Raw genomic sequence first — 22,681 nt, 5'->3', positions numbered from 1 at the left:
CGGCATCCTCAATCCAAACCCCTATACCCTCTGTCAGGCCGGGTTGTGGTCGATCAGCGTGTCCTTGTTACGGGCAAACTCGTCGAACGGGAAGTCGTCGACGGTCAGCATTTCCAGGACCACGGCTTCGTACTCGCGCATGAACTCGGCCTCTTCCTTGGTGAAGATGTCCGCTTCCAGTGCGGCTTCGAAGCGTTCTTCCGGATGCAGCGCGTCCATCGGCAACTGGCCCTTGGCATACGCCTTGGTGACTTTGCGATACAGCTGTTCGGCCTTGTCGTAATCCTTCAGCAAATAGTTGTACTGAGCAATGGGATTCTCAACCGCACCCTTGCCTTCGCCAGCCGTCGTCCAGGCGCCGGCCAACAGCTTCTCCCGCACGGGGCTGTCGGTGGAGATGGCTTTTGCCAGTTTGCGGGCCAGATCATCACGGGGCTGGTCCCAACGACGGCCGAGGGGCATGGTGATGGCACGCAAGGCCATAGCGACCGGGCGGTTAGGAAGGTTCTGGAGGAATTCTTCCATGGCGGTTTCCGCTCGGTTCAGCAACAGCGCCATGCTGTACTCCATCAGGTCGCGCTCACCGTCAACCGGCTGGGTTTCATGCCAGTTCTTGAGCACCATGGAGGCCAGGTAAAGATTGGCCAGCACATCACCAAGGCGGGCGGAAATCAGCTCACGCATTTTCAGTTCCGACCCCAGCGTGGTCATCGCGGCGTCGGCACACAGGCCGAAGGCGGCGCTAAAGCGGGCCACACCCTGAGCGTATTTGCGTGCATTGTGGTCAAACGGCACGTCGGGTTTGCCGATACCCAGAGCCTGGGTGAACGCACGAGCAGCGTTGCCGAAGATCAGGCCAGCGTGGCCGAAAAAGGCATCGTCGAACGCGTCGATGTCATCGTTGTCTTTGGCCGCCAGTTCCTTCAGTACATAGGGATGACAGCGTATTGCACCCTGACCGAAGATCATCAGGCTGCGGGTCATGATGTTGGCGCCTTCCACAGTGATGGAAACCGCCGCACCACTGAAGCCGATACCCAGGTAGTTGCGGGGGCCAAGGGTGACCGTCTTACCACCATGCACATCCATAGCGTCGGTCAGGACACCGCGCTGGAATTCGGTCAGGTGGTACTTGAGAATCGCCGACGGTACCGCCGGTTTTTCGCCTTTGTCGATCATGTTCGCGGTGTGGTTCACTGCCGACTGGGCGATGTAGGTCTTGGCAGCAATGCGGGCCAGAGGCTCCTGCACGCCTTCCATGTCTGCCACCGGGGTATTGAACTGGCGACGGATGCGGGTGAAGCCGCCAGCGGTGCCCACTGAGTAGGCAGCCGCTCCGGCCGCGCCGGATGGCAAGGTGATGCAGCGTCCGACGGACAGACACTCAACCAGCATGCGCCAGCCCTGCCCGGCCATTTCCTGGCCACCGATGATGTAATCCAGCGGAATGAACACGTCGGTGCCCTTGATGGGGCCGTTCATGAATGGTGTGCCGATGGGACAATGCCGGCGGCCGATTTCCATGCCCTTGGTATTGCGGGGAATCAGCGCACAGGTAATCCCATAGTCCTTGGTGTCACCGAGCAGCCCGTCGGGGTCGAACATGCGGAAGGCGAGACCAACCACAGTCGCAACCGGCGCCAGGGTAATCCAGCGTTTCTCGAAGTTGAGACGCAGGCCCAGCACTTCCTTGCCCTCGAACTCGCCCTTGCAGACCACACCGGTGTCCGGCAGCGAGGTGGCGTCGGAACCGGCGCGGGGGCCAGTCAGGCCGAAGCAGGGAATTTCGCGACCATCCGCCAACCGGGGCAGATAGTGATTCTTCTGTTCGTCGGTGCCGTACTTGACCAGTAGCTCACCAGGGCCGAGGGAGTTGGGCACGCCCACGGTGACCATCAGCATTTCGTTGGCCGCCAGCTTCTGCAACACCGCTGTCTGGGCCTTGGCGGAGAAGTGCAGGCCGCCGTATTCCTCGGGAATGATCATGCCGAAGAATTTCTCTTTCTTGAGGAACTCCCACAAATCCGCCGGCAGATCAGCACATTCAACGGCCAAGTCCCAGGCGTTACACATGGAAATGGCCTGGGTGCACTGGTTGTCCACAAAAGCCTGCTCTTTCTCAGACAGGCCCGTGTTGCGGTTGATCAGCAGGCTGTGCCAGTCCGGGCGCCCGGTAAACAGCTCGCCATCCCAACTGACGGTCCCCGCTTCCAGGGCCACCTTTTCGGTATCGGACACCTTGGGAGCCACTTTCTTGAACATGGCGAATACCCGCGGGGTCAGCCAGCTCCGGCGAAATCCCGGCAGACCTGCAGCGGCGGTAACGGCGGCGCCGATAAACAGTATGAGCGCGAGCAATCCTGACGCCAGGAAAAGCGAAAGCACGCCTGTTACCACCATCACCCCGATAGCGGGTTTGGCACCGGATTCCTTGCGCATCACAACAAGAAGGCCGGTAACAGCAGCAAGAAACAGTATGAAAGTCATCATGGATACTCTCTGTCGTCCGTGGTTTTGAATGTCAAAAACTACATTCTGTTACGTTCAACCTACCTGATCAGATGAATCCTGACCAGCAACTGGTTCACCATCAGGCAGTTACAATCACGCGAATGCCTTCCAGGGACAGGCTGGCCTGCCCCAGTAACGTCTCCGCGGCGTGCAACTGTTTACGGAAGAAATCGATTTCGTCGTCACGAATGGTCGGATTGACCTTCTTCATCGCCTCAAGACGCTGGATTTCCGGGCCGAACACGTCTCTGACCTGGGCCAGGGCCGACGCTCTCAGGGGCTCCAGGTGCGGCTCGGAAAGGCGTTCGGCATGATCGACCATGGTTTCCACCTGCGGGCGAATCTGCGGCACGATGGCCTGAGCGGTGCGCCTGCGGATGTTCGAGCACATGTCGTTGAGCCGGTCATGAGGCAGAGTTGCCGACAAGTCACGCCCGTTCACATCCACCAGCAGCCTCAACGGCGAGACCGGCAGGTACCGGGACAACTGCAGCGATTCAGGCGCCGGGCAATGCACGGTATACAGGGCCTCCAGCAACAGGGTGCCGGGTGGCAGCGCCTTGACCGTCATACTGGCCAAAGCCGCCTTACCCAGCCCGGAACTGGTGACCGATTCCATGATGCCGGTCACCAGCGGATGCTCCCAACTCATGAAGGCCATGTCTTCGCGCTCAAGAGCCTGCTGACGACTCCAGGTAACGGTCAGGCCGTCTTCCGGCAGCTCGGTCACGTGTCCGGCCTGGTATTGCTCGCCCGGCCTCAGCACGTCGGCATGCTCGGAATGATCCTCGACATCAACGCCGAGGATATCGCAGGCCTCGATCATATAGTCACGTACCTGGGCGGATTCTTCCTCGGATTCGATCTGGCTGATCAACGCCTCCGCCACGTCCGGACGGCAGGAGTTAAGCTCGATGAGCGCGTCGCGGCCGTTGCGCAGCAACGTACGCAGGCGCTCGGCCTCGGCCCGCGAAGCATCCACCAGCGCCGGCAGGTCGTCCGTCGCACCATCAATGACGGCCTGCCACTGCACGGCCACATGATCGTGGACAGCGACACCCACAGAGCAACTTTCATTGAACGCGTTCACGCCGTCCTCAAACCAACGGTACTGGACCTCCTGGGCCGTTCCCTGCAGGTAGGGGATATGGATGTCGATGGTGTCGGTCTGGCCAATCCGGTCGAGCCGGCCGATGCGCTGTTCCAGCAAGTCGGGGTTGGCGGGCAGATCGAACAGGATCAGGTGATGGGCGAACTGGAAATTGCGCCCCTCACTGCCGATTTCCGAGCAGATCAGTGCCTGGGCGCCCTGTTCAGTATCAGCGAAGTAAGCTGCGGCGCGATCCCGCTCGATCAGGCTCAGATGTTCATGGAAGGCAGCGCTGCGGATACCGGCACGCAGTTGCAGGTAGTGCTCCAGAGCCATGGCGGTCGAGGCGTGGGCACAGATCACCACCACCTTGGCCGGCTTCAGGCCGGTCAGAGTCTTCTCCAGCCAGGCGACACGGGGATCTTCCGCCAGCCATTGTTCTTCGTCCACGGCCGTTTCGGGCGTTAACCCGGCTACCCCCTGACAAACATCTCCCTGCTGGTAGAGTTCCGGGCAGGGTAACGCAACCGGTAGCGGATGGCGCTCCGGGAACCCCTTGATGGCGGCGCGGGTGTTCCGGAACAGCACGCGACCGGTACCGTGACGGTCCAGCAATGCATCAACCACGGCCTGTGCCGGCTCCTGGGACGCCATCAAACCTTCCAGCTCATCACCCAGCCAGCCCTCGAGGGCTTTCCGATCCGTGTCGGAGACAGCGGTTATGCCTTGCTCTCGGATATGGGAAACCACCCCATTGATCACTTCGTACTGCTTTTCCTCTTCCCGGAAAGTCTCCAGATCGTGAAAGCGTGCCGGGTCCAGTAACCGCAAGCGAGCGAAGTGGCTGGCCACCCCCACCTGCTCCGGGGTTGCGGTCAACAGCAACAAGCCATTGCTGGCTTCTGAAAGCTGCTCAATCAGCCGATATTCAGGGCTCGCCACCTCCGGGCTCCAGGCCAGGTGATGGGCCTCATCCACCACCATCAGGTCCCAACCGGCGGCAATGGCATCCGCCTGGGCCTGTTCGCTGGTCATCAGGAAATCCAGGCTGCACAGTGCAAGCTGTTCACTCTCAAACGGGTTTTCATCGGCATCGGTCAGGTCGTCATCCTCTTCCGACAACCCCTCCAGATCCTCCATGGCCTCATACCGGCTGCGATCAATGATCGAGAATCGCAGGTTGAACCGCCGCAGCATTTCCACCAACCACTGATGCATCAATGAATCCGGCACCACGATAAGCACCCGACGGGCACGACTGGTGTGCAGCTGATAGTGAAGGATCAGGCCGGCCTCAATGGTTTTGCCCAACCCCACTTCGTCCGCCAGCAGAACCCGGGGGGCGTAACGTGTTGCCACTTCGTGGGCAATGTAAATCTGGTGTGGCAAGTGCTGCGTGCGCGCACCGATCAGGCCCTGAGCCGAGGATGCACGTAACCGGTCAAGGTGTTGCGCGGTGGCCATCCGCAGGCGAAACGCACCATTGCGATCAAACTGGCCGGCAAACAGCCGTTGGTGGGGGGCGGAAAAGTCCACGGAACTGCTGAGTTTTACCTCGGAAACATGGATCAGGTTCTCTCCGCCGTCATCGGCGTGGTACATCAGCACACCGCCGATATCCTCCACGGCCCTCACGATGTAACGTTCGCCATCGAAGGTTTCGATAGCCTCGCCAATCTGGTAGATGATCCTCGACAGCGGAGCATTGTCGATGGCGTAGGTGCGCTCCTCATCCGCCGCCGGGAAACCCAGCGTTACACGGCGGCCTGAGATGTCCGTGACAATACCAAGGCCGAGCGCGGTATCGCTGTGGCTGACCCAGCGCTGACCAATTACAAATTCCGATGTATCCAAGAAACCTCCGACAGATTTAAATCACCGTAACTGCTTTATACGTCTGTGTTCGAGGGACCGTTCTCACGCACCCAATAGGCGGTGGCACCACAAACCGCGGCAGGCACCACCACCAGGTTCAGCACCGGCACCATGGCCGCCAATGCCACCGGCAGGCCAAACCCGAGAGCCGACAGGCGAGTGTCACCCAGTAGCCGCCGCAAGGCCGGGAAACTGACCCGATGGTTGTCCGCCGGGTAGTCCACGTACTGCAGCGACATCATCCAGCAATTGAAGACGAACCACAGCACGGCCGCCACCAAATTGACCACCGGGATAACACCGATAATGAAAAGGCCAATGGCCCTGGGCAGGTAGTAGAGGATTTTCTGCACCTCCCGCCAGAGAGAGCGGGGAATATCCCGTATGATCTGGCTCCAGCCATCATCGGTGCTGACCTCCTGACCGGTCAGGTGCTTTTCCGTCAGTTCCGCGAGGTAACCGTAGAAGGGCGAGCCGATGAGGTTCGCCAGGATCACGAACCCGTAAGCCAACATCAACAGGATGACGGCGCCGTAGAGAATCCAGAACAACCAGTCGAGGCTTTGTAGCCACGCCCAATCCGGTAACCAGCTCATGGCTGTGGCAATCATCGCTGCAAAGAGTTCAGCCAGAAAGTAGAACAGCAGGCCGAATAACAGAATATTAATAACCAGGGGGATAACAACGAACAATCTCAGTCCAGGCTGCCGTATCAGCCGGAACCCTTCTCCAAGGTAACCCAGGCCGCGGAAAAAATTACCTTTCAACATACCTCGCAGCACCTCAGCTTCGATGACAGTGACGGGGCGCAAAGCATATCATGTTGCAAACTCCACCACAGCCCGACGGTGACCATGGCATTCCTGAGGCAGCGCATTCTGATTCTGCTCGAGTATCAGCCTTTTTGGCGGGCAATACTGGCTCTTTCGGCCGCCGCCATCATTTACCTTGCAACCACCAGCCAACCCTACCCGATTCCCTCGGCAGCCAGCGACAAAGTCAATCACCTGCTGGCATTCTTGCAGTTGGCGGTGGTTACCCGGCTGGCCTGGCCGGGCTTGGGGAAACTGTGGATTGTCATCGGCCTGCTGGCGTTCGGGCTGGGCATTGAGCTTGTCCAGGCCCAGCTACCCTACCGCACCTTTGCCATTGCCGATATTCTCGCCGACGCTGCAGGCATTGCTATCGGGTTACTACCGTGTCCCGGATTTATAAGGCCACACACGCAAAACGACCGGCCCATCGTTCACGCCAACAGCCGTCAATAAAGCACCACCCACCGGACTTGAGACATCAACCCGGACTTGTGTGAGATATATCCTACAAACTCGTAAGATCTTGCTGCGACATAGCGTAGGTTTCCCCGACAGGAATACCCGCCGATATCTCAATTAACTGATATTAAAGAACTTATAACAAAACCACTACCAGCACAGCTGCTCTGGCGTGCACAGTTCACATGTTTGTAAAACTGCGGTTGGTATAGTGTTTACATCAAGGATGACAGGGAAATGGACGACGCACTGGATGCACCCCGGCAATTGGATGCAGGGAGAAGCAGGGACACAGGGATGGCTCGCTTAAGGGAGACCTCTTCGGATCGCCGGCTCGGACGCCGGCACCAGGGACTGGCAAGGGAAATCGGCAACAAGGTAGTTGCCAACAGCGCAGGGACGCGACACCTGTTCCGAAAAAGGGTAACCGAAAGGTTGCCCTTTTTTTTCGCCCGCTCTCAGGTCATCGAGCTCTGGCCTGCCAGGTACACCCGCACCCGATTAAACTCCTCAAACTCATTCAGGTCTGGCCAGGTGCGGCCTTCGATTACGTCCTGTTGCCGGTAGTGGTCGTCACCCAGATTCCGCAAGCGAGAATCCGCCAGTATCACCAAAGGCGCGGCTCGCCTGAACTCGGACAGCAGCGGGCGATTTTCCGGGTCATACAACACGTCCGCCGCGGTCACAACGTCCACATCGCTCGGCCGCGTTGCCCAATCGGCGCTCAGGGTCACCGACACGCCATTTAACCTGGCGTTCGCCGCTGCCGCATCCAGTGCAGCCTGGTCAATATCACAGGCGATGGCCTCCCTCGCCCCGGCCATTGCGGCAGCAATAGCCACCACCCCGGAACCGGATCCAAAATCCAACACCTTTTTGCCTTTCACCAGATGTGGATGTGCGAGGATATAGGCCGCCAATACCTGTCCACTGGCCCAGCAAAACGACCAGTACGCCGGCTCAGCAACCACCGCCTGCGCCTCTTCATGGCTTAGTGGGCCTTCCAGTACTCCTGGGTCGAACAGGTAGAGAACGATGTCGGGGCAACCCGCCGGGGCTGTAACGGCAACCTGCCCCCGGCTGAGGGTTTTCCCAAGATGCTGATCTAGAATGTCGGGGGTCATGGTTACTCCGGAACACAGGCATGGCAAGGCACGCATTGTAGCGGCAGCGGCGCGGCGGCACACCCGCAGGCGAGCAAAAAACCAGCATGTTCGTTATACTGCTGCCTCATTTCCCGTACGAACCCAAACCTGCCATGCCGTCCAGACCTGATACCAGCGACTATCTCTCCCTGTTCCTGAACGACGTTCCGCTCATGGACGTAAGGGCCCCGATCGAGTTCAGCAAGGGCAGTTTCCCGAATGCTATCAATGCGCCCCTGATGAACGACGAGGAACGCCACAGGGTCGGTATCTGCTACAAGGAAAAAGGTCAGGACAAGGCCATTGAACTGGGCCACCAACTGGTTTCCGGGGATCTCAAGGCGCAACGCATCGAAGCCTGGAAGCGATTTACCGCCACAAACCCGAACGGCTACCTGTTCTGCTTCCGCGGCGGCCTGCGTTCGCGGCTGACCCAGCAGTGGATCAAAGACTCTGGCATCGAGTTTCCGCTCATCCAGGGTGGCTACAAGGCCATGCGCCGCTTCCTGATCGACAGCCTGGAAGCCCTCACGGCATCGTCCGAGTTCGTTATTCTCAGCGGCCGCACCGGCACCGGCAAAACCCGCGTGCTGAATCAATTGCCCAATCCTGTTGACCTTGAAAGGTTGGCAAACCATCGTGGCTCCAGCTTCGGTCGTCAGGTAACGTCCCAACCGTCACAGATTGATTTCGAAAACCGCCTGGCCGTGGCCATGCTCAAGGCCCATCATCACGTCGGCGGGACGGTGTATTTGGAAGATGAAAGCAGACTGGTGGGCCGATGCGCCCTGCCGGAAAGCCTCAGAAACCGAATGGCAGCAGCACCCCTGATGGTGCTGGATCAACCGATCGAGGAGCGAGTACGAATCATCCGCGAAGACTATGTTGACCAGATGACGGCCGACTACGTGGAACGCGACGGCACAGAAGCAGGCTGGCTCAACTTTCGCGACTACCTTCTCAGCGCCCTCGACAGAATCCGGAAACGCCTCGGCGGTGAGCGCCATAGCCGACTACGGCAGATGATGGAGGATGCCCTCGACCGCCAGCACCGAACCGGGGAGACCGGTGCGCACCATGAATGGATCGAGGCACTGTTGCAGGACTACTACGACCCCATGTATGACTACCAGCTCAGCCAGAAGGAAGGCCGCATTATTGTGAAGGGCGGGCCGGAAACCATCATCGGGTGGGCCAGTCGTTGATTTACAACGTACAACGCTCCCACCCAAACTGGACGCGCATGTTGTACGTTTGCCACAAACCTCTGCTATAACAAAACGCAGGCAAATATCAATTGAACAGCCGTTGTCCCTGTCATATTTAAAGTAATAAGCCACTACTACCGAACAAGGAGTCACTGAATGGAAGATCTTCTGGGAACCGACATTAATGCCTCGGAGCTATGGGACCAGGCACTCTCGTTGATCATGACCTACGCCCCAAAGGTCGTCCTGGCCATCATCACGCTGGTACTCGGCCTCTGGCTGATCAATCGTTGCATCGGGGTTCTCGATAAAAAGCTGGGTGCAAAAGACCCGACACTCAACAAATTTCTGTGTGGGCTGATAAGCGCCATCCTCAAGGTGATGCTGCTGATCTCCGTCGCGTCGATGATCGGCATCGCTACGACGTCCTTTATCGCTGTTATTGGTGCTGCTGGCCTTGCCATCGGCCTTGCGCTGCAGGGTAGCCTGGCCAACTTTGCCGGCGGCGTACTGATTCTGATCTTCAAGCCATTCAAAGTCGGTGACACCATCGAAGCTCAGGGCTACCTGGGTGCCGTCGCGGAGATTCAGATTCTTTACACGGTGGTAAATACCTTCGATAACCGCCGCATCGTCATTCCCAACGGCAGCCTGTCCAACGCCACCCTGGTGAACGTCAGCATCTACGACAAGCGCCGCTGTGACATGACTTTCGGTATTCACTACGACGACGACATCGACAAGGCCAAGGCCATTCTGAAGCGCCTGTTCGACGAGGACGAACGTTCACTGAAGGATCCGGAACCCCGTATCTGCGTGGGCAGTCTTGGCGACAACTCCGTTAACCTGATGTTCCGGGCCTGGGTCGCCACCGATGACCTCTGGCCGTACTACTGGGACATGCACGAGAAAGTGAAGAAGGCGTTCGACGCCGAGGGCATTACCATTCCGTTCCCACAGCGGGATGTGCATGTCTACAAATCCGAGTGATTGGTATCTCATTAACACACACTGTTACTCGCATTCTGTACAGCCTCAACTAAGCTGACCAGTAATGGCGGTGCAGTCGCATTAGCGGCGTCACCGCCAGTCACCGGAACCGGTTCAGGAATATCACCGGTTCCAGTACCGCTGTCATTGCTGGTAGGAGGTTGTCACTATGCCGGTACAGCAGTTGAAGGAATACCTTGATCAGGCAGGCGTGGAATACATGTGCCTGTCTCACCCCCCTGCGTTTTCCGCCCAGCAACTCGCCCATCACGTCAAAATCGCCGGCGACCGGGTGGTGAAAACCGTCATTATTGAACTGGATGGCAAAATGGCCATGCTGGTCATGCCCGCTACCTGGCGTATCCGTTGGGACCGACTGACCCACATCCTGGATACCGATTTTGTCGATCTTGCGGACGAACAGGAATTTCAGGACCGCTTCCCCGAGTGCGAAGTGGGCGCCATGCCGCCATTCGGCAACCTGTTTGATATGTCCGTGTATTGCGCAGAGGCTCTGACCCGGCAACCGGAACTCGCCTTTGCCGCTGGCAGCCACACCGAATCCATCCACATGAAAACGTCAGATTTCCTGGAACTCGTGCATCCGATGGTGCTGGAGCAGGGATTTGTAAAACCAGGCGCGCAAAAGCCAGCCTGGCTCAAGGGCCGCGCCCGCAGGGCTGAGTCCCTGACCGGCAGCCCCACCGCCAACCTGGCCGGTTACTGACACCAAAAACCGGCCCAGGCTTGATCCGGACGGCTTGTCTGGATGCGCCCATCGCGTAAACTGGGCGTACCAGACAGGAACCCGTTATGACTCAAGCCTTTGATATTGTGATTGTCGGTGCCGGCATGGTCGGTGCTGCCCTCGCGACCGGACTTGGCCGCAGTGGCTTCCGCGTGGCCCTGGTTGACCGTGGCTCCGCCCCCGAATTCGATCCCTCGCTGCCTCCAGACATCCGCGTGTCAGCCCTCAGCGCCGGCAGTGAGCGCTACCTCAACGATCTTGACGTCTGGCCCAGCATGCTCGCCATGCGTGCCACACCCTACGCCCGCCTGGCGGTATGGGACGAGACCCGCCACCCACTCAGCAACCTGCTGCCCCGCAAGGTCGCCGATGTGGTGTTTGACGCCAGCAATCTGTCCGCCCGACACCTGGGGCATATCGTGGAGAATCGCATTACCCAGCAGGCGTTGTGGAACAGCGCCGCGGCTCTGCACTCGGTTTCCCTGTTTCCCGACAACGCCGTCAGTCACCTCGAAAACGGCAACAACCACGCTGCTGTGACCCTGGAGGACGGCACCGAACTCGAGTGCCAATTGGTGGTGGGCGCCGATGGCGCGGCATCCGGCGTCCGGGAACTGGCGGGCATCGGCGTAACCCGGGACCAGTACCAGCAACAGGCAATGGTCATTTCGGTTCGCTACCAGGGCGCGGTTGAGGACATCACCTGGCAGGGCTTCTACCCGTCCGGCCCACGAGCTTTCCTGCCGCTGCATTCCGCGGGCAATGGCGAAAGCTGGGCCTCTCTGGTTTGGTATGACTCGCCGGAGCAACTAGCGCGCCTGAAATCGCTGGACGACCGTGCGTTGATGGCAGAAATACAGAACGCCTTCCCGCCGGAATTACCTCTGCTGACGCACATTGAAGCCAAAGCCAGCTTCCCGATTGCCCGCCAGCACGCCAAAACCTATGTGAACAATCGTGTCGTGCTGGCGGGCGATGCTGCCCACACAATCAACCCACTGGCAGGCCAGGGCGTCAACCTGGGCTTCCAGGACGCCCTCTGCCTGCAGACCGTCATCCGCGAGGCCAAACGCGCAGGCTGCGACCTGGCCGATCCGGCGTGGCTGGCCAAGTACGAGCAACAACGCCGCCCGGCCAACCGCCGTATGATGATGGCGATGGACGTGTTCTACCACCTGTTCAGCAACCGCACGCCGCCTCTGCATTTGTTGCGCAATCTGGGCCTGGGCGCCGCGAAAGCAATGCCATTTGCCAGAAACCGGGTGGCCAAATACGCTATGGGCATCGACGACGAACTACCCCCGCTGATCCGACAACTGGCGGATCGGCTGCCGGGGATGAAGCAACTGTAAAGCGTTTCACAAGCCTCAACTCATCAACAGGGAATCATCATGGCGGAAACCATTTTCACCAAGATCATGAACCGGGAAATCCCGGCGGACATCGTTTACGAAGACGACATCAGCCTGGCGTTCAAGGACATTAACCCACAGGCACCGGTGCACCTGCTGATTATCCCGAAAAAGGAAATCGCAACGATCAACGATATCGAGGAAGGAGACCGGGAGTTGGTGGGCCACTTGTACTGGGTTGCCGCCAAGCTGGCGAAAGAGATGGGCTTTGCCGACGATGGCTATCGGGCAGTCATGAACTGCGGCGAAAACTCAGGGCAGACGGTGTTCCACATCCACCTGCACCTGCTGGCCGGCAAACCGCTCGGTTGGCCGCCTTATACTGATCGGATGAAGCAAGCCTGACCGCCTTGGCCCCCAGGCTTTATCTGTGAGAATTGCCGAGCAGGACCGGGGTACTGTTCAGAACCGTGGAGCGCCAGGGATGGCGCGACCGAGCCCTACAAGGACGTATTTACGGGCGTGTTCTGAACAGTACCCCGGTCCGGCGGATACTCCCAAACCAGAAGGCTACGAACTCAGCGCCCGACGACCTTCTCAGCCTCTTCCACCGGCGTATGCCGAACATCCTCACCCTTGACCATGAAGATCACATTCTCGGCAATGTTACAGGCGTGATCCCCCACCCGCTCCAAGGCGCGAAGAATCCACATCACCGACATACAGCGGGAAATGTTACGGGTATCTTCCATCATGAACGTCAGCAACGTCCGCGTGGCCGCCTGGTATTCCTCGTCTACCCGCTTGTCTTCCTTCATGATCCGCAGCGCCTGCTCAGAATCGAGACGGGCAAAGGCGTCCAGGGCATCGTGCAACATACTAAGAACATGATTGCCAATGTGGCGCACTTCCACGTACCCACGAGGCGCCTGACCTTCCTCTGACAGCTTGATGGCAAACTTGGCGATTTTCTTGGCCTCGTCACCAACCCGCTCCAGGTCCGCCACCATCTTGATCACCGAAATCACCAACCGCAGATCACGCGCGGTGGGCTGGCGACGGGCGATAATCAGGGTTGCTTCCTCGTCGAGGTCGATTTCCATCTGATCGACTTTCTTGTCCGTGGCACGGACCTCGTCCGCCAGGTGGCCATCATTTTCCACCAGTGAGGTAATCGCACGGTCGACCTGGGACTCCACCAGGCCGCCCATCTCAAGAAACTCGCTCTTCAGGGCCATCAGTTCGTCATTGAACTTGTGCGAAATGTGATCGCCGTAAACATCGTCCTTTTTATCTGGCATGACTGTGTTCTCCAGTGTTCAACAATACCGGCGTTAACCGAAACGGCCGGTGATATAGGATTCGGTGAGTTCGTGCTCGGGCGACGTAAACACCTTGTTGGTTTCGTTTACTTCCACCAGATGCCCCAGGTGGAAATACGCCGTTCGATTCGATACACGGGCTGCCTGTTGCATCGAGTGGGTCACGATTACGATGGTGTAGCTCTCCGACATTTCCGCCATCAGCTCTTCCACCCTCGCGGTTGCAATGGGGTCCAGTGCGGAGCAAGGCTCGTCCATCAGAATAACCTCCGGGCTCACCGCAATAGCGCGCGCAATGCACAGGCGCTGCTGCTGGCCGCCCGACATTCCGGTGGCTGTCGCATCCAGACGGTCCTTGACCTCGCCCCACAGCCCCGCCTTGCGCAGGCTGTTCTCGACGATGTCATCAAGATCGGATTTTCGATTGGCCAGGCCATGAATCCGGGGGCCATAGGCCACATTGTCATAAATGGACTTGGGGAACGGGTTTGGCTTCTGGAAAACCATGCCCACCCGCGCACGCAATTCGACTACGTCGCGGCGACGGTCATAGATGTCCTGATCGTCCAACTGAAGTGACCCCGTCACCTTGCAGATTTCGATGCTGTCATTCATCCGGTTGAGACACCTCAGGAACGTGGACTTGCCGCACCCTGAAGGTCCAATAAAGGCAATGACCTCGTTCTTCGCCACATCCAGGCTGATGTTCTTGATCGCCCGGGTATCACCGTAGGAAACATTGACATCGCGAAGCTTGAATTTGGCATTGTCGGCAAAAGGCTCTCCCACCGTTTTGCCTTCCTCAATGATCGTTTCTTCGGGCTGCTCCCGCACCGGAGCAACCGCCTCAACCTCTTGATGATCGGCTTCTTTGGTAATCGTTGGGTTCATCGTATTCATCGCTTATCTCCTTACCACCGACGCTCAAGGCGCTTGCGAAGCCAAATGGCCAGTGCGTTCATGCTAACCAGGAATGCCAGCAATACCATGATGGCTGCTGACGCACGTTCTATAAAGGCGAGCTCCGGGCTGCCCGCCCACAGGAAGACCTGGACCGGGAGTACCGTCGCCGAATCGAAAAAGCCGTCCGGAACATCAACGATGAACGCCACCATCCCGATCAGCAACAGGGGGGCGGTCTCGCCCAGTGCCTGCGCCATGCCGATAATGGAACCGGTCAGCATTCCCGGCATGGCCAGCGGCAATACATGGTGTAACACCACCTGCATTTTGGAGGCACCAATACCTTCGGCAGCCTCCCGGATTGACGGCGGTACGCTTTTAATGGCCGCCCGGCTGGAAATGATGATGGTTGGCAGGGTCATCAGCGTCAGTACGAGACCGCCCACCACCGGCACCGATCTAGGCATGCCGAACAGGTTGATGAACACCGCCAGGCCCAGCAAACCGAAGATAATCGACGGCACCGCAGCCAGGTTATTGATGTTCACTTCAATGAAATCCGTGAGCCTGTTCTGGGGTGCAAACTCTTCCAGGTAAATGGCAGCCGCAACCCCGATGGGGAACGAGAGCACCAGTGTCACCAGCATGGTCAGCAAGGACCCGACGATCGCCCCAAGAATACCGGCGCGGGACGGATCACGGGAATCGCCGCTGCTGAAGAACACATCGTTGAAGGACGTCTGCACAACCTCATTTTCCACCAGCTGATCCACCCAGCGCTGTTGCCGGTCACTGAGCTTGATGGAATAGGCGTCGTCACCTGCATGCTTCACGTAGACATCCACGTCGGTATGAGCCAGAACAGTCAGTGTTTGAGTGGTTCCAAGCCACTCGGGGTTCTGCTCGAGCATGTCACGTAGCTCATTGGACGCGTAGGGGTTAAGCAGATCACGGACGGCATCCCTGTTCTCTTCCGTTGCACCCGGCACCTGTTTGATCATCGCCTGCACCAATGGCTCCACAAAATCAGCCATCTTTATCTGCTTTTTGTCCGTGGCGTCGTCCAGGTACATCATTTCACCATCGAGCTCGACTTCCATGGTGATCGTGGTTTTGGTGAAGCCGGTGTAGCCTTTACCAATAATGTCGACGAACAGCACCACCAGGGCGGAAAGCGCAATCGCAATCGCCAGTATGCCGTAGGCCCGGAACCGGCGCTCCTTGCGGTAACGCCGTTTGAGTGACTGGCGGACGAGCTCCGCCTGTGAACGTTGATCAGTCATACTGTTCCCGATATTTGCGAACGATTTTCAGGGCCACCACATTCAGCAACAGGGTAGCGAGGAAGAGCATCGCGCCGAGGGCGAAGGCCGCCAGGGTCTTGGCGCTGTCGAATTCCTGGTCGCCGGTCAGCAGGGTGACAATCTGTACGGTAACCGTGGTGACGGTTTCCAGTGGATTGGCCGTCAGATTCGCCGCGAGGCCCGCGGCCATGACTACGATCATGGTTTCACCAATGGCCCGGGAGACCGCCAGCAGCACCCCGCCCATAATGCCCGGCAGTGCCGCCGGGAAAATCACCTTCTTCATGGTTTCCGACTGGGTAGCGCCCAGAGCCAGGGAGCCGTCACGCAGGGTTTGCGGTACCGCGTTGATGACGTCGTCCGACAGTGAAGACACAAACGGAATGATCATGATGCCCATGACCCCGCCAGCGGCGAGCGCACTCTGGGACGACGCATCGATACCCAGAGAGGCCGCGAAGTTACTGATGAACGGCGCGACGGTAAGTGCTGCAAAGAAGCCGTAGACCACCGTCGGGATACCCGCCAGCATCTCAAGCAACGGCTTGACCACACCGCGCACTTTCTTGTTGGCGTACTCCGAGAGGTAAATTGCCGACAGCAATCCCACCGGCACCGCAACCAGCATCGCAATCGCCGAAATCAGCAGCGTGCCGGTGAACAGCGGGATCATGCCAAAGGCGCCCTGGGCTGCCACCTGATCTGCTCGTAATGCGGTTTGCGGGCTCCACTGGGAGCCGAAGATAAACTCGGTGAACGGAATCTTCTGAAAGAACCGGAAGGTTTCAAACGCCACGGAGAAAATGATTCCGATGGTGGTCAGAATCGCCAGCGCGGCACAGGCGAAAAACAGCCACTTCAGGATCGACTCCACTTGTGTCCGGGCGTTCAGTGCCGGGCGAACCCGGAGCCAGCCCAAAAATCCCGCCAGCACAGAGACGGACACCACCAGGGTGGTCATGAACATCCGGCTCTGTTCCCTCAGCGCCTTCAGTCGCTCTGCAGCTTCAACAATGGGTGCTTCCGCAAACCCCGGAGGCAGGCTACCACTGGCCACGTTGCTGATCTTGCTCAACAGAAGACTCGCCTCGCCCTCGGACGCCGGCAACATTTCCTGTGGCAGGGAGCCAATAACCAGGGTCTGGATAACTTTTCCCTGGAACGCTGCCCAGAGCCCAAGCACCAGCAGCGCGGGAATGCCGCACCACAAAGCCGCTCGTGCCCCGTAATAAAAGGGCAGGGACTTGAGATGACGAATGCCCCCCATCGGCATCGCCAGTGACCGCGATCGGGCATAGCCCAAGCCGTAGGCAACCATCGACAGCACGATGGTCAGTAAAAGCAGATTGGCCGGTTGCATGAAAATTCCCGTAACAAGCTAAAAAGGACCACAAGTGTAATCATTCGGAAAACAGGACGCACATGCCGCTTTCCAGACGTGCAAAAGGGCGCGAGCCTTTCAAAGACCCGCACCCTTGTCAGTCAACACCTTGTCGACTGGCTTACATCAGTTCTTCCTTGGCCAGGTTAGGCATGTCAGATGCCTTGTCCTGCAGCTTCATCAGCGCGTCGCGCGGAGGAACGATCAGGCCAACGTCCTTCAGGTAGCCATTCTTGCCCATGGCGCTCGGGCTCGCAAAGAACTCGGCGTATTCCGCGATACCCGGAACCACACCAACGTGGGCTTTCTTGACGTAGAAGAACAGTGAACGGGCAACCGGGTATTCGTCTGCCGCAATGGCTTCAGCCGTCGGTACCTTGCCGTTCAGCGTTGCAGCCTGCAGACGGTCAGCGTTCTCTTCCAGGAAGCTGTAACCGAACACACCGTAAAGGCCTTTGTCGTCGATCAACTTCTGAACGATCAGGTTATCGTTCTCGCCGGCTTCGATGAACGCGCCATCTTCACGAACGCTCTGACACACGCCTTCCATGTCGTCTTCGCTCATGTCGGCAACCGCTGGCAGATCTTCACAGCCTCCCTGCAGGGCCAGCTCGTTGAAAGAATCACGGGTACCGGAGGTGGGAGGCGGTCCCATCACACGAATGGCAACGTTTGGCAGGCTGGAGTCAATGTCGCTCCACTTTTCGTAGGGGTTATCAACCAGCTTGGTCTCATCGTCCGGTGAAGGAACCTGCTTGCCCAGGGCCAGGAAAAGCTGCTCAAGGGTGATGTCCAGGTTATCGGCTTTCTGCGAGCTGGCAATCACGATGCCGTCAGAACCGATGCGGAATTCGGTGATGTCTTTTACACCGTTTTTCTGGCAAAGATCGTACTCAGACGTCTTCATGCGACGTGACGCATTGGTGATGTCCGGATGCTGGGTGCCGATACCGGCGCAGAACAACTTCAGGCCGCCACCAGAACCGGTTGACTCAAGCTTCGGAGTCGGGAAGTCAGTTGAAGAACCAAAGCGCTCAGCCACAACCGTCGCGAACGGATAAACAGTAGAGGAACCGACGATGCTGATGGTGTCGCGCGCCATGGCAGGAGTCGACACGGCGGCAATGCTACCGGCCAGTGCCACAGTTGAAAGGGCTGTTCTAAGTTTGATCACGTTGAGTCTCCATTTGTCACGTTGACTTTATTTACGGGTTTGCTTCACCGATGTGTGAACAATAAAGGCACTCTATGACAACTTTGTTACAGCCATTGAAATATAGAACAGGACGTTCAATTTTTCTTGCAGACGCGGCGCAGGCCGCTAACATGCGGGGTACTAAAACAATTCCGAACTGATAAGGTTGAATCCATGACGGCGCTTGATGACGACAAACCCACGCCCCGGGGCGAACTGGTAATCCAGGTAATCCCTCTTCCCTCAGACACCAACCCCAACGGCGATGTGTTCGCCGGCTGGCTGGTTAAACAGATGGATATTGCTGCGGCAACGCTCGCGGGGCGAATTTCACAGGGCCGCAACGCCACTGTGGCCATGGACAGGATGGAGTTTCTTTCGCCGTTGCGGGTGGGATCCCAGGTTGGCTGTTACGGTGAGTTGGTGGAAGTGGGGCGCAGCTCCATGAAAATCAACATTGAAGTCTGGACCCTGGACCGCACCGCCAAGGCCCCGCGCAAGGTAACCGAAGGTCTCTTCATTTATGTGGCCATCGACGAGCATGGCCGCATCCGGGAAGTTCCCGACCAGGCCACCTGATCAGGTGGCAGGAACTGGCCGCTTCTCCGGTAAGAACATCGAGAGTATCGCCGCTGCTGCCACCAGACCCGCGGATATCCACAAACAGGCTTGCAGCCCGTAGGCCTGATAAACCCAGCCGGACAGGATCGTTCCCAGCAAGCGGCCGGCGGCATTCGACATATAATAGAAACCCACATCCAGCGAGACACCATCCCCTCGCGCATAGCTGACAATCAGGTAACTGTGCAGCGACGAGTTGATGGCAAACAGTACCCCGAATAGCAGCAGGCCGCCGATCACCACGAACTGGGGCGACCAGCCCACCATAAGACCAACCGCAATACCGGCTGGAATTAACGCTAATGCCGCCGCCCAAATCATGGCGGGCTGCCGGCCTTCCATATTCCCGGTAATACGCGGCGCAAGGGTCTGGATAAAGCCGTAGCCAATCACCCAGGTGGCCATGAAGCCACCCACTTTCCAGAAATCCCAGCCAAACACGGTGTGCAGATAAACCGGCAGAGCCACTACAAACCACACATCCCGGGCGCCAAACAGAAACATTCGAGCAGCAGACAGCACGTTGATGGCCCGGCTCTTGGACAGAATTTCGCGAAACTTCGGCTTTGCCTTGCTCTTGCCCAGATCCTGTCCCAGCAGAAACAGGCTGGCCAGCCAGACCAGTCCCAGAACCACCGCCATGATAACGACCGCGCCCTGGAACCCAGCAGCCATCAGCAACACACCGCCGAGGAAAAAGCCCACGCCCTTCAGAGTGTTCTTCGATCCGGTAAGGATGGCCACCCATTTGTACAGAGTGCCCTGCTGCTCATCTGGCACCAGAAGCTTAATGCCGCTCTTGGCGGACATCTTATTCAGGTCTTTGGCGATACCGGAGATGGCCTGAGCCGCCATCACCCAAGGCACCGTCAGCATGGCCGCCGGCACCGCCAGCATGGCAAGAGCGGCAATCTGAAGGAACAGCCCGATATTCATGGTGCGGTTCAGCCCCATGCGAGCGCCCAAATAGCCACCCACCAGGTTGGTCACCACCCCGAAGAACTCATAGAAAATGAACAGCAGGGCAATTTCCAGCGGTGAATAGCCGAGCTGATGGAAATGCAACACCACCAGCATCCGCAAGGCCCCGTCCGTCAGGGTGAAGGCCCAGTAATTACCGGTGATGACCAGGTACTGTCGGATGGCAGCAGTCATATCAGACGGAACCTACCCGGCGCGCCAGTTCTGCGGTGCGGTTGGCGTAGCCCCATTCGTTGTCGTACCAGGCGTAGATTTTCACCTGGGTACCATTCACCACCATGGTGGAGAGGGCATCAATAATGGAGGAACGAGGGTCGGTTTGGTAATCGATGGACACCAGCGGGCGCTCTTCGTAGCCCAGAATGTTTTTCAGATCGCCCTCAGCAGCCTCTTTTAACAACTGATTTACGGTATCGCGATCCGTGGGTGTTTCCACCTCGAATACGCAGTCGGTCAGCGAGGCATTCGTCAATGGCACCCGCACGGCATGGCCATCCAGACGGCCCTTCAGCTCCGGAAAAATTTCGATAATCGCGGTGGCGGAACCGGTGCTGGTCGGAATCAGTGAACTGCCGCAGGCGCGGGCCCGCCGCAGGTCCTTATGGGGCGCATCGATGATGGTTTGAGTGTTGGTCAGGCTATGGATCGTCGTGATGGAACCATGCTTGATACCCAGCTTCTCGTGGATGACCTTCACCACCGGCGCCAGGCAGTTGGTGGTGCAGGAAGCAGCAGTGACAATGCGGTCATTGGCCGGATCAAAAATGCCGTCGTTCACGCCCACCACAATGTTTTTGGCCCCAGCCTCTTTCACAGGAGCGGTCACCACCACGCGCTTGACGCCCTGATCGAGATACGCCTGGAGCACGTCCACCTTTTTCATTTTGCCGCTGGCTTCAATCACCAGATCGCAGCCGGACCAGTCGGTCTCCCCAATGGTTTTATTGCGGGTGACGCGAACCGATTTACCCTCGATAACGATACTGTCGCCGTCCACACCCACTTCGTGGTCCCAGCGGCCATGAATACTGTCGAAGTTCAGCAGATGTGCCAGCGTCTCGGCATCGGCGCCCGGATCGTTGATCGCTACGAATTCCATCTCCGGCCACTGCCACGCTGCCCGCAGGGCCAGGCGACCGATTCGACCGAATCCATTTATTCCGACTTTGATCTTGCTCATGATGTGCTCCAGAAAGCGTTATCCATTAAATACACCGCACAACCGGCCTGTCTGGCATGACAGAAAGGCGCTCAAGTTCCTCAGTGATCAGGGCGGGATTGCTATCGGCAGTTTCATCCAGAACCCGCGACAGCCACTGGGGCATCCGGGGATTCAGGGAATAGTACATCCATTGCCCCTGACGCTCTGCATCCAGTAGGCCCGCCTCCCGCAGGGTGGCCAGGTGCCGGCTGGCCTTGGGCTGGGAAATATCAAGGGCGGCGGTGAGTTCACACACACACAGTTTCGTTTCCTGCCGAACCAGCATCAGCGCAGCCAGGCGAAGCTCGTCACCCAACGCTTTGAATACCTTCACCGGGTCAAAGTTCACCGGCTTCATACCGGTTTCTTTCCTGTGCACCAGAGTAAACAGGCCAATGCGCTCGCGGATTTCCTTGAGGGTCAGTGCGAAGGTGGCATGGCGCCCGCTTGGCACCGGGTCCGGGAAGTCCCAGGCGATTTGCTGGGCGGGCTGACAGACGTTGCCACACTCGTTGGCAGCTTTTTCACAAAGGGTAATCACATAATCCCAATGCTCACTTTCAACGCCTGCCAGCGATTTACTCTGCAAACCATCGACGGAAAAGCCCGACTCTGAGAGCACCTGCAACGCCATTGGGTGGGGTTTGTCAGGCTCGGTTCCGGCACTCGCCACTTCAAACTGGTCACCGGCCAGTTCCCTTAGCAAGGCTTCCGCCATCAATGACCGGGCACTATTGGCGGTACAGACGAACAAAACGCGGCGCTTCATATGCAAATTCCCATATATTCGTTTTCATGCATATCTATTTTATTGCATAATATCCGGAAGATTTTAACGAGTAAAGGACCCTTTCATTACAATGAGCACCCGTGACCTCCCCAATATCGACCCTGACCAGTTCCGCAAACCAACTGAGGAACAGGTTTTTGCAACTCCGCCTTCTTCACATCGTCCAAGGATACTGTTGCTGTACGGCTCACTGCGGGAGCGGTCATTCAGCCGGTTAGCTGTTGAGGAAGCTGCCCGGCTGCTGGAGGCCATGGGTTCGGAAACCCGCGTATTCGACCCCCGCGGTCTACCCCTTGCCGATGCTGAAGACGCCTCGCACCCAAAAGTTCAGGAATTGCGGGAACTGGCCCAGTGGTCGGAAGGCATGGTGTGGTGCTCGCCGGAACGCCACGGCGCTATGACTGGCATTATGAAAACCCAGATCGACTGGATTCCCCTATCCATCGGCGGCGTACGCCCTACCCAGGGCAAGACCCTGGCGGTGATGCAGGTGTGTGGTGGTTCCCAGTCGTTCAATGCGGTGAATCAGTTGCGCGTGTTGGGGCGCTGGATGCGGATGGTGACAATTCCCAACCAGTCGTCGGTACCCAAGGCGTACCTGGAGTTCGATGCTCATGACCGGATGAAACCGTCCCCGTTTTACAACCGCATCGTGGATGTCATGGAAGAGCTGGTGAAATTCACCCTGCTGATACGGGACCGCAGCGACTACCTGACGGACCGCTATTCCGAACGGGTGGAAAGCGCCGCTGAAGTCTCAAAACGCGTCAATCAACGGTCCATGTAAGAG

20 protein-coding genes are annotated in these 22,681 nt (G+C 58.1%); 8 read left to right on the top strand and 12 right to left on the bottom strand.

Annotation, left to right across the window (positions count from 1 at the left end):
• Nucleotides 1–33 precede the first annotated feature (33 nt).
• From SIC19_RS12105 to cysZ, 3 genes are all read right to left on the bottom strand, one after another.
• A complete protein-coding gene (locus SIC19_RS12105; protein ID WP_221886083.1) occupies nucleotides 34–2,487 on the bottom strand; it encodes an acyl-CoA dehydrogenase in 2,454 nt (817 codons plus the stop codon).
• 103 nt (nucleotides 2,488–2,590) lie between these two features.
• Nucleotides 2,591–5,455 (bottom strand): RNA polymerase-associated protein RapA, encoded by a 2,865-nt coding sequence (gene rapA / locus SIC19_RS12100; RefSeq protein WP_127401925.1) that lies wholly within the window; start codon nucleotides 5,453–5,455, stop codon nucleotides 2,591–2,593.
• Between the two features lie 35 nt (nucleotides 5,456–5,490).
• Nucleotides 5,491–6,246 carry a sulfate transporter CysZ gene (gene cysZ, locus SIC19_RS12095; protein ID WP_036211891.1) on the bottom strand — a complete coding sequence of 252 codons (756 nt, stop codon included), beginning with the start codon at nucleotides 6,244–6,246 and terminating at the stop codon, nucleotides 5,491–5,493.
• An 84-nt stretch (nucleotides 6,247–6,330) separates the two neighbouring features.
• Here cysZ and SIC19_RS12090 point away from each other — a divergent pair, with 84 nt between their 5' ends.
• Nucleotides 6,331–6,744 (top strand): VanZ family protein, encoded by a 414-nt coding sequence (locus tag SIC19_RS12090; protein WP_036210728.1) that lies wholly within the window; start codon nucleotides 6,331–6,333, stop codon nucleotides 6,742–6,744.
• A gap of 464 nt (nucleotides 6,745–7,208) precedes the next feature.
• On the opposite strand, the gene SIC19_RS12085 is transcribed toward SIC19_RS12090, so the two are convergent.
• Entirely contained in the window at nucleotides 7,209–7,874 is a 666-nt protein-coding gene (locus SIC19_RS12085; RefSeq protein WP_036210725.1) for a class I SAM-dependent methyltransferase, read from the bottom strand.
• A 134-nt stretch (nucleotides 7,875–8,008) separates the two neighbouring features.
• On the opposite strand from SIC19_RS12085, the gene mnmH reads away from it, so the two are divergent.
• The 5 genes from mnmH to SIC19_RS12060 all read left to right on the top strand — a co-directional run bounded on the left by mnmH (nucleotide 8,009) and on the right by SIC19_RS12060 (nucleotide 12,598).
• The gene (gene mnmH / locus SIC19_RS12080) at nucleotides 8,009–9,100 is read left to right on the top strand and encodes a tRNA 2-selenouridine(34) synthase MnmH (protein ID WP_127402428.1); all 1,092 of its coding nucleotides are present in this window, start codon (nucleotides 8,009–8,011) and stop codon (nucleotides 9,098–9,100) included.
• 159 nt (nucleotides 9,101–9,259) lie between these two features.
• On the top strand, nucleotides 9,260–10,093 hold the full coding sequence (locus tag SIC19_RS12075) for a mechanosensitive ion channel family protein (protein WP_036210722.1): 834 nt from the start codon (nucleotides 9,260–9,262) through the stop codon (nucleotides 10,091–10,093).
• Between the two features lie 169 nt (nucleotides 10,094–10,262).
• Nucleotides 10,263–10,820 carry an aminoacyl-tRNA deacylase gene (locus tag SIC19_RS12070; RefSeq protein ID WP_075194182.1) on the top strand — a complete coding sequence of 186 codons (558 nt, stop codon included), beginning with the start codon at nucleotides 10,263–10,265 and terminating at the stop codon, nucleotides 10,818–10,820.
• An 86-nt stretch (nucleotides 10,821–10,906) separates the two neighbouring features.
• Nucleotides 10,907–12,193: an FAD-dependent monooxygenase gene (locus tag SIC19_RS12065; protein WP_127401926.1), complete on the top strand. Its 1,287-nt coding sequence runs from the start codon at nucleotides 10,907–10,909 to the stop codon at nucleotides 12,191–12,193.
• Between the two features lie 39 nt (nucleotides 12,194–12,232).
• The gene (locus SIC19_RS12060; RefSeq protein ID WP_412535519.1) at nucleotides 12,233–12,598 is read left to right on the top strand and encodes a histidine triad nucleotide-binding protein; all 366 of its coding nucleotides are present in this window, start codon (nucleotides 12,233–12,235) and stop codon (nucleotides 12,596–12,598) included.
• A gap of 173 nt (nucleotides 12,599–12,771) precedes the next feature.
• Here the strand turns inward: SIC19_RS12060 and phoU are convergent, their stop codons facing one another.
• The 5 genes from phoU to SIC19_RS12035 all read right to left on the bottom strand — a co-directional run bounded on the left by phoU (nucleotide 12,772) and on the right by SIC19_RS12035 (nucleotide 18,277).
• Nucleotides 12,772–13,494, bottom strand: a complete 723-nt coding sequence (gene phoU, locus SIC19_RS12055) for a phosphate signaling complex protein PhoU (protein WP_075194180.1) — start codon at nucleotides 13,492–13,494, stop codon at nucleotides 12,772–12,774.
• Between the two features lie 33 nt (nucleotides 13,495–13,527).
• Complete coding sequence (pstB, locus tag SIC19_RS12050) at nucleotides 13,528–14,415, bottom strand: phosphate ABC transporter ATP-binding protein PstB (RefSeq protein WP_036210707.1); 888 nt, start codon at nucleotides 14,413–14,415, stop codon at nucleotides 13,528–13,530.
• A gap of 11 nt (nucleotides 14,416–14,426) precedes the next feature.
• Nucleotides 14,427–15,701 (bottom strand): phosphate ABC transporter permease PstA, encoded by a 1,275-nt coding sequence (pstA, locus tag SIC19_RS12045; protein ID WP_036210703.1) that lies wholly within the window; start codon nucleotides 15,699–15,701, stop codon nucleotides 14,427–14,429.
• On the bottom strand, nucleotides 15,694–17,082 hold the full coding sequence (pstC, locus tag SIC19_RS12040) for a phosphate ABC transporter permease subunit PstC (RefSeq protein WP_036210700.1): 1,389 nt from the start codon (nucleotides 17,080–17,082) through the stop codon (nucleotides 15,694–15,696). The genes pstA and pstC overlap by 8 nt, the downstream gene beginning before the upstream one ends.
• A 142-nt stretch (nucleotides 17,083–17,224) precedes the next feature.
• Nucleotides 17,225–18,277 (bottom strand): substrate-binding domain-containing protein, encoded by a 1,053-nt coding sequence (locus tag SIC19_RS12035; RefSeq protein ID WP_036210697.1) that lies wholly within the window; start codon nucleotides 18,275–18,277, stop codon nucleotides 17,225–17,227.
• A gap of 195 nt (nucleotides 18,278–18,472) precedes the next feature.
• Here SIC19_RS12035 and SIC19_RS12030 point away from each other — a divergent pair, with 195 nt between their 5' ends.
• Nucleotides 18,473–18,877, top strand: coding sequence for an acyl-CoA thioesterase (locus SIC19_RS12030; RefSeq protein WP_036210694.1), 405 nt, complete (start codon nucleotides 18,473–18,475; stop codon nucleotides 18,875–18,877).
• Here SIC19_RS12030 and arsJ read toward each other — a convergent pair whose 3' ends face one another.
• The 3 genes from arsJ to SIC19_RS12015 are packed head-to-tail and all read right to left on the bottom strand — an operon-like array spanning nucleotide 18,878 to nucleotide 21,870.
• Nucleotides 18,878–20,074 carry an organoarsenical effux MFS transporter ArsJ gene (gene arsJ, locus SIC19_RS12025; protein ID WP_075194177.1) on the bottom strand — a complete coding sequence of 399 codons (1,197 nt, stop codon included), beginning with the start codon at nucleotides 20,072–20,074 and terminating at the stop codon, nucleotides 18,878–18,880.
• Nucleotide 20,075: 1 nt separating this feature from the next.
• On the bottom strand, nucleotides 20,076–21,080 hold the full coding sequence (locus SIC19_RS12020; protein ID WP_036210688.1) for an ArsJ-associated glyceraldehyde-3-phosphate dehydrogenase: 1,005 nt from the start codon (nucleotides 21,078–21,080) through the stop codon (nucleotides 20,076–20,078).
• A gap of 25 nt (nucleotides 21,081–21,105) precedes the next feature.
• On the bottom strand, nucleotides 21,106–21,870 hold the full coding sequence (locus SIC19_RS12015; RefSeq protein ID WP_075194176.1) for a metalloregulator ArsR/SmtB family transcription factor: 765 nt from the start codon (nucleotides 21,868–21,870) through the stop codon (nucleotides 21,106–21,108).
• A 91-nt stretch (nucleotides 21,871–21,961) separates the two neighbouring features.
• On the opposite strand from SIC19_RS12015, the gene arsH reads away from it, so the two are divergent.
• Complete coding sequence (arsH, locus tag SIC19_RS12010; protein ID WP_075194175.1) at nucleotides 21,962–22,678, top strand: arsenical resistance protein ArsH; 717 nt, start codon at nucleotides 21,962–21,964, stop codon at nucleotides 22,676–22,678.
• Nucleotides 22,679–22,681: the final 3 nt, after the last annotated feature.

It is taken from the genome of Marinobacter sp. MIT930201 (assembly GCF_047122665.1).
GTDB classification, from domain to species: domain Bacteria; phylum Pseudomonadota; class Gammaproteobacteria; order Pseudomonadales; family Oleiphilaceae; genus Marinobacter; species Marinobacter salarius.
This window is presented reverse-complemented; position numbering and strand designations above follow the sequence as displayed.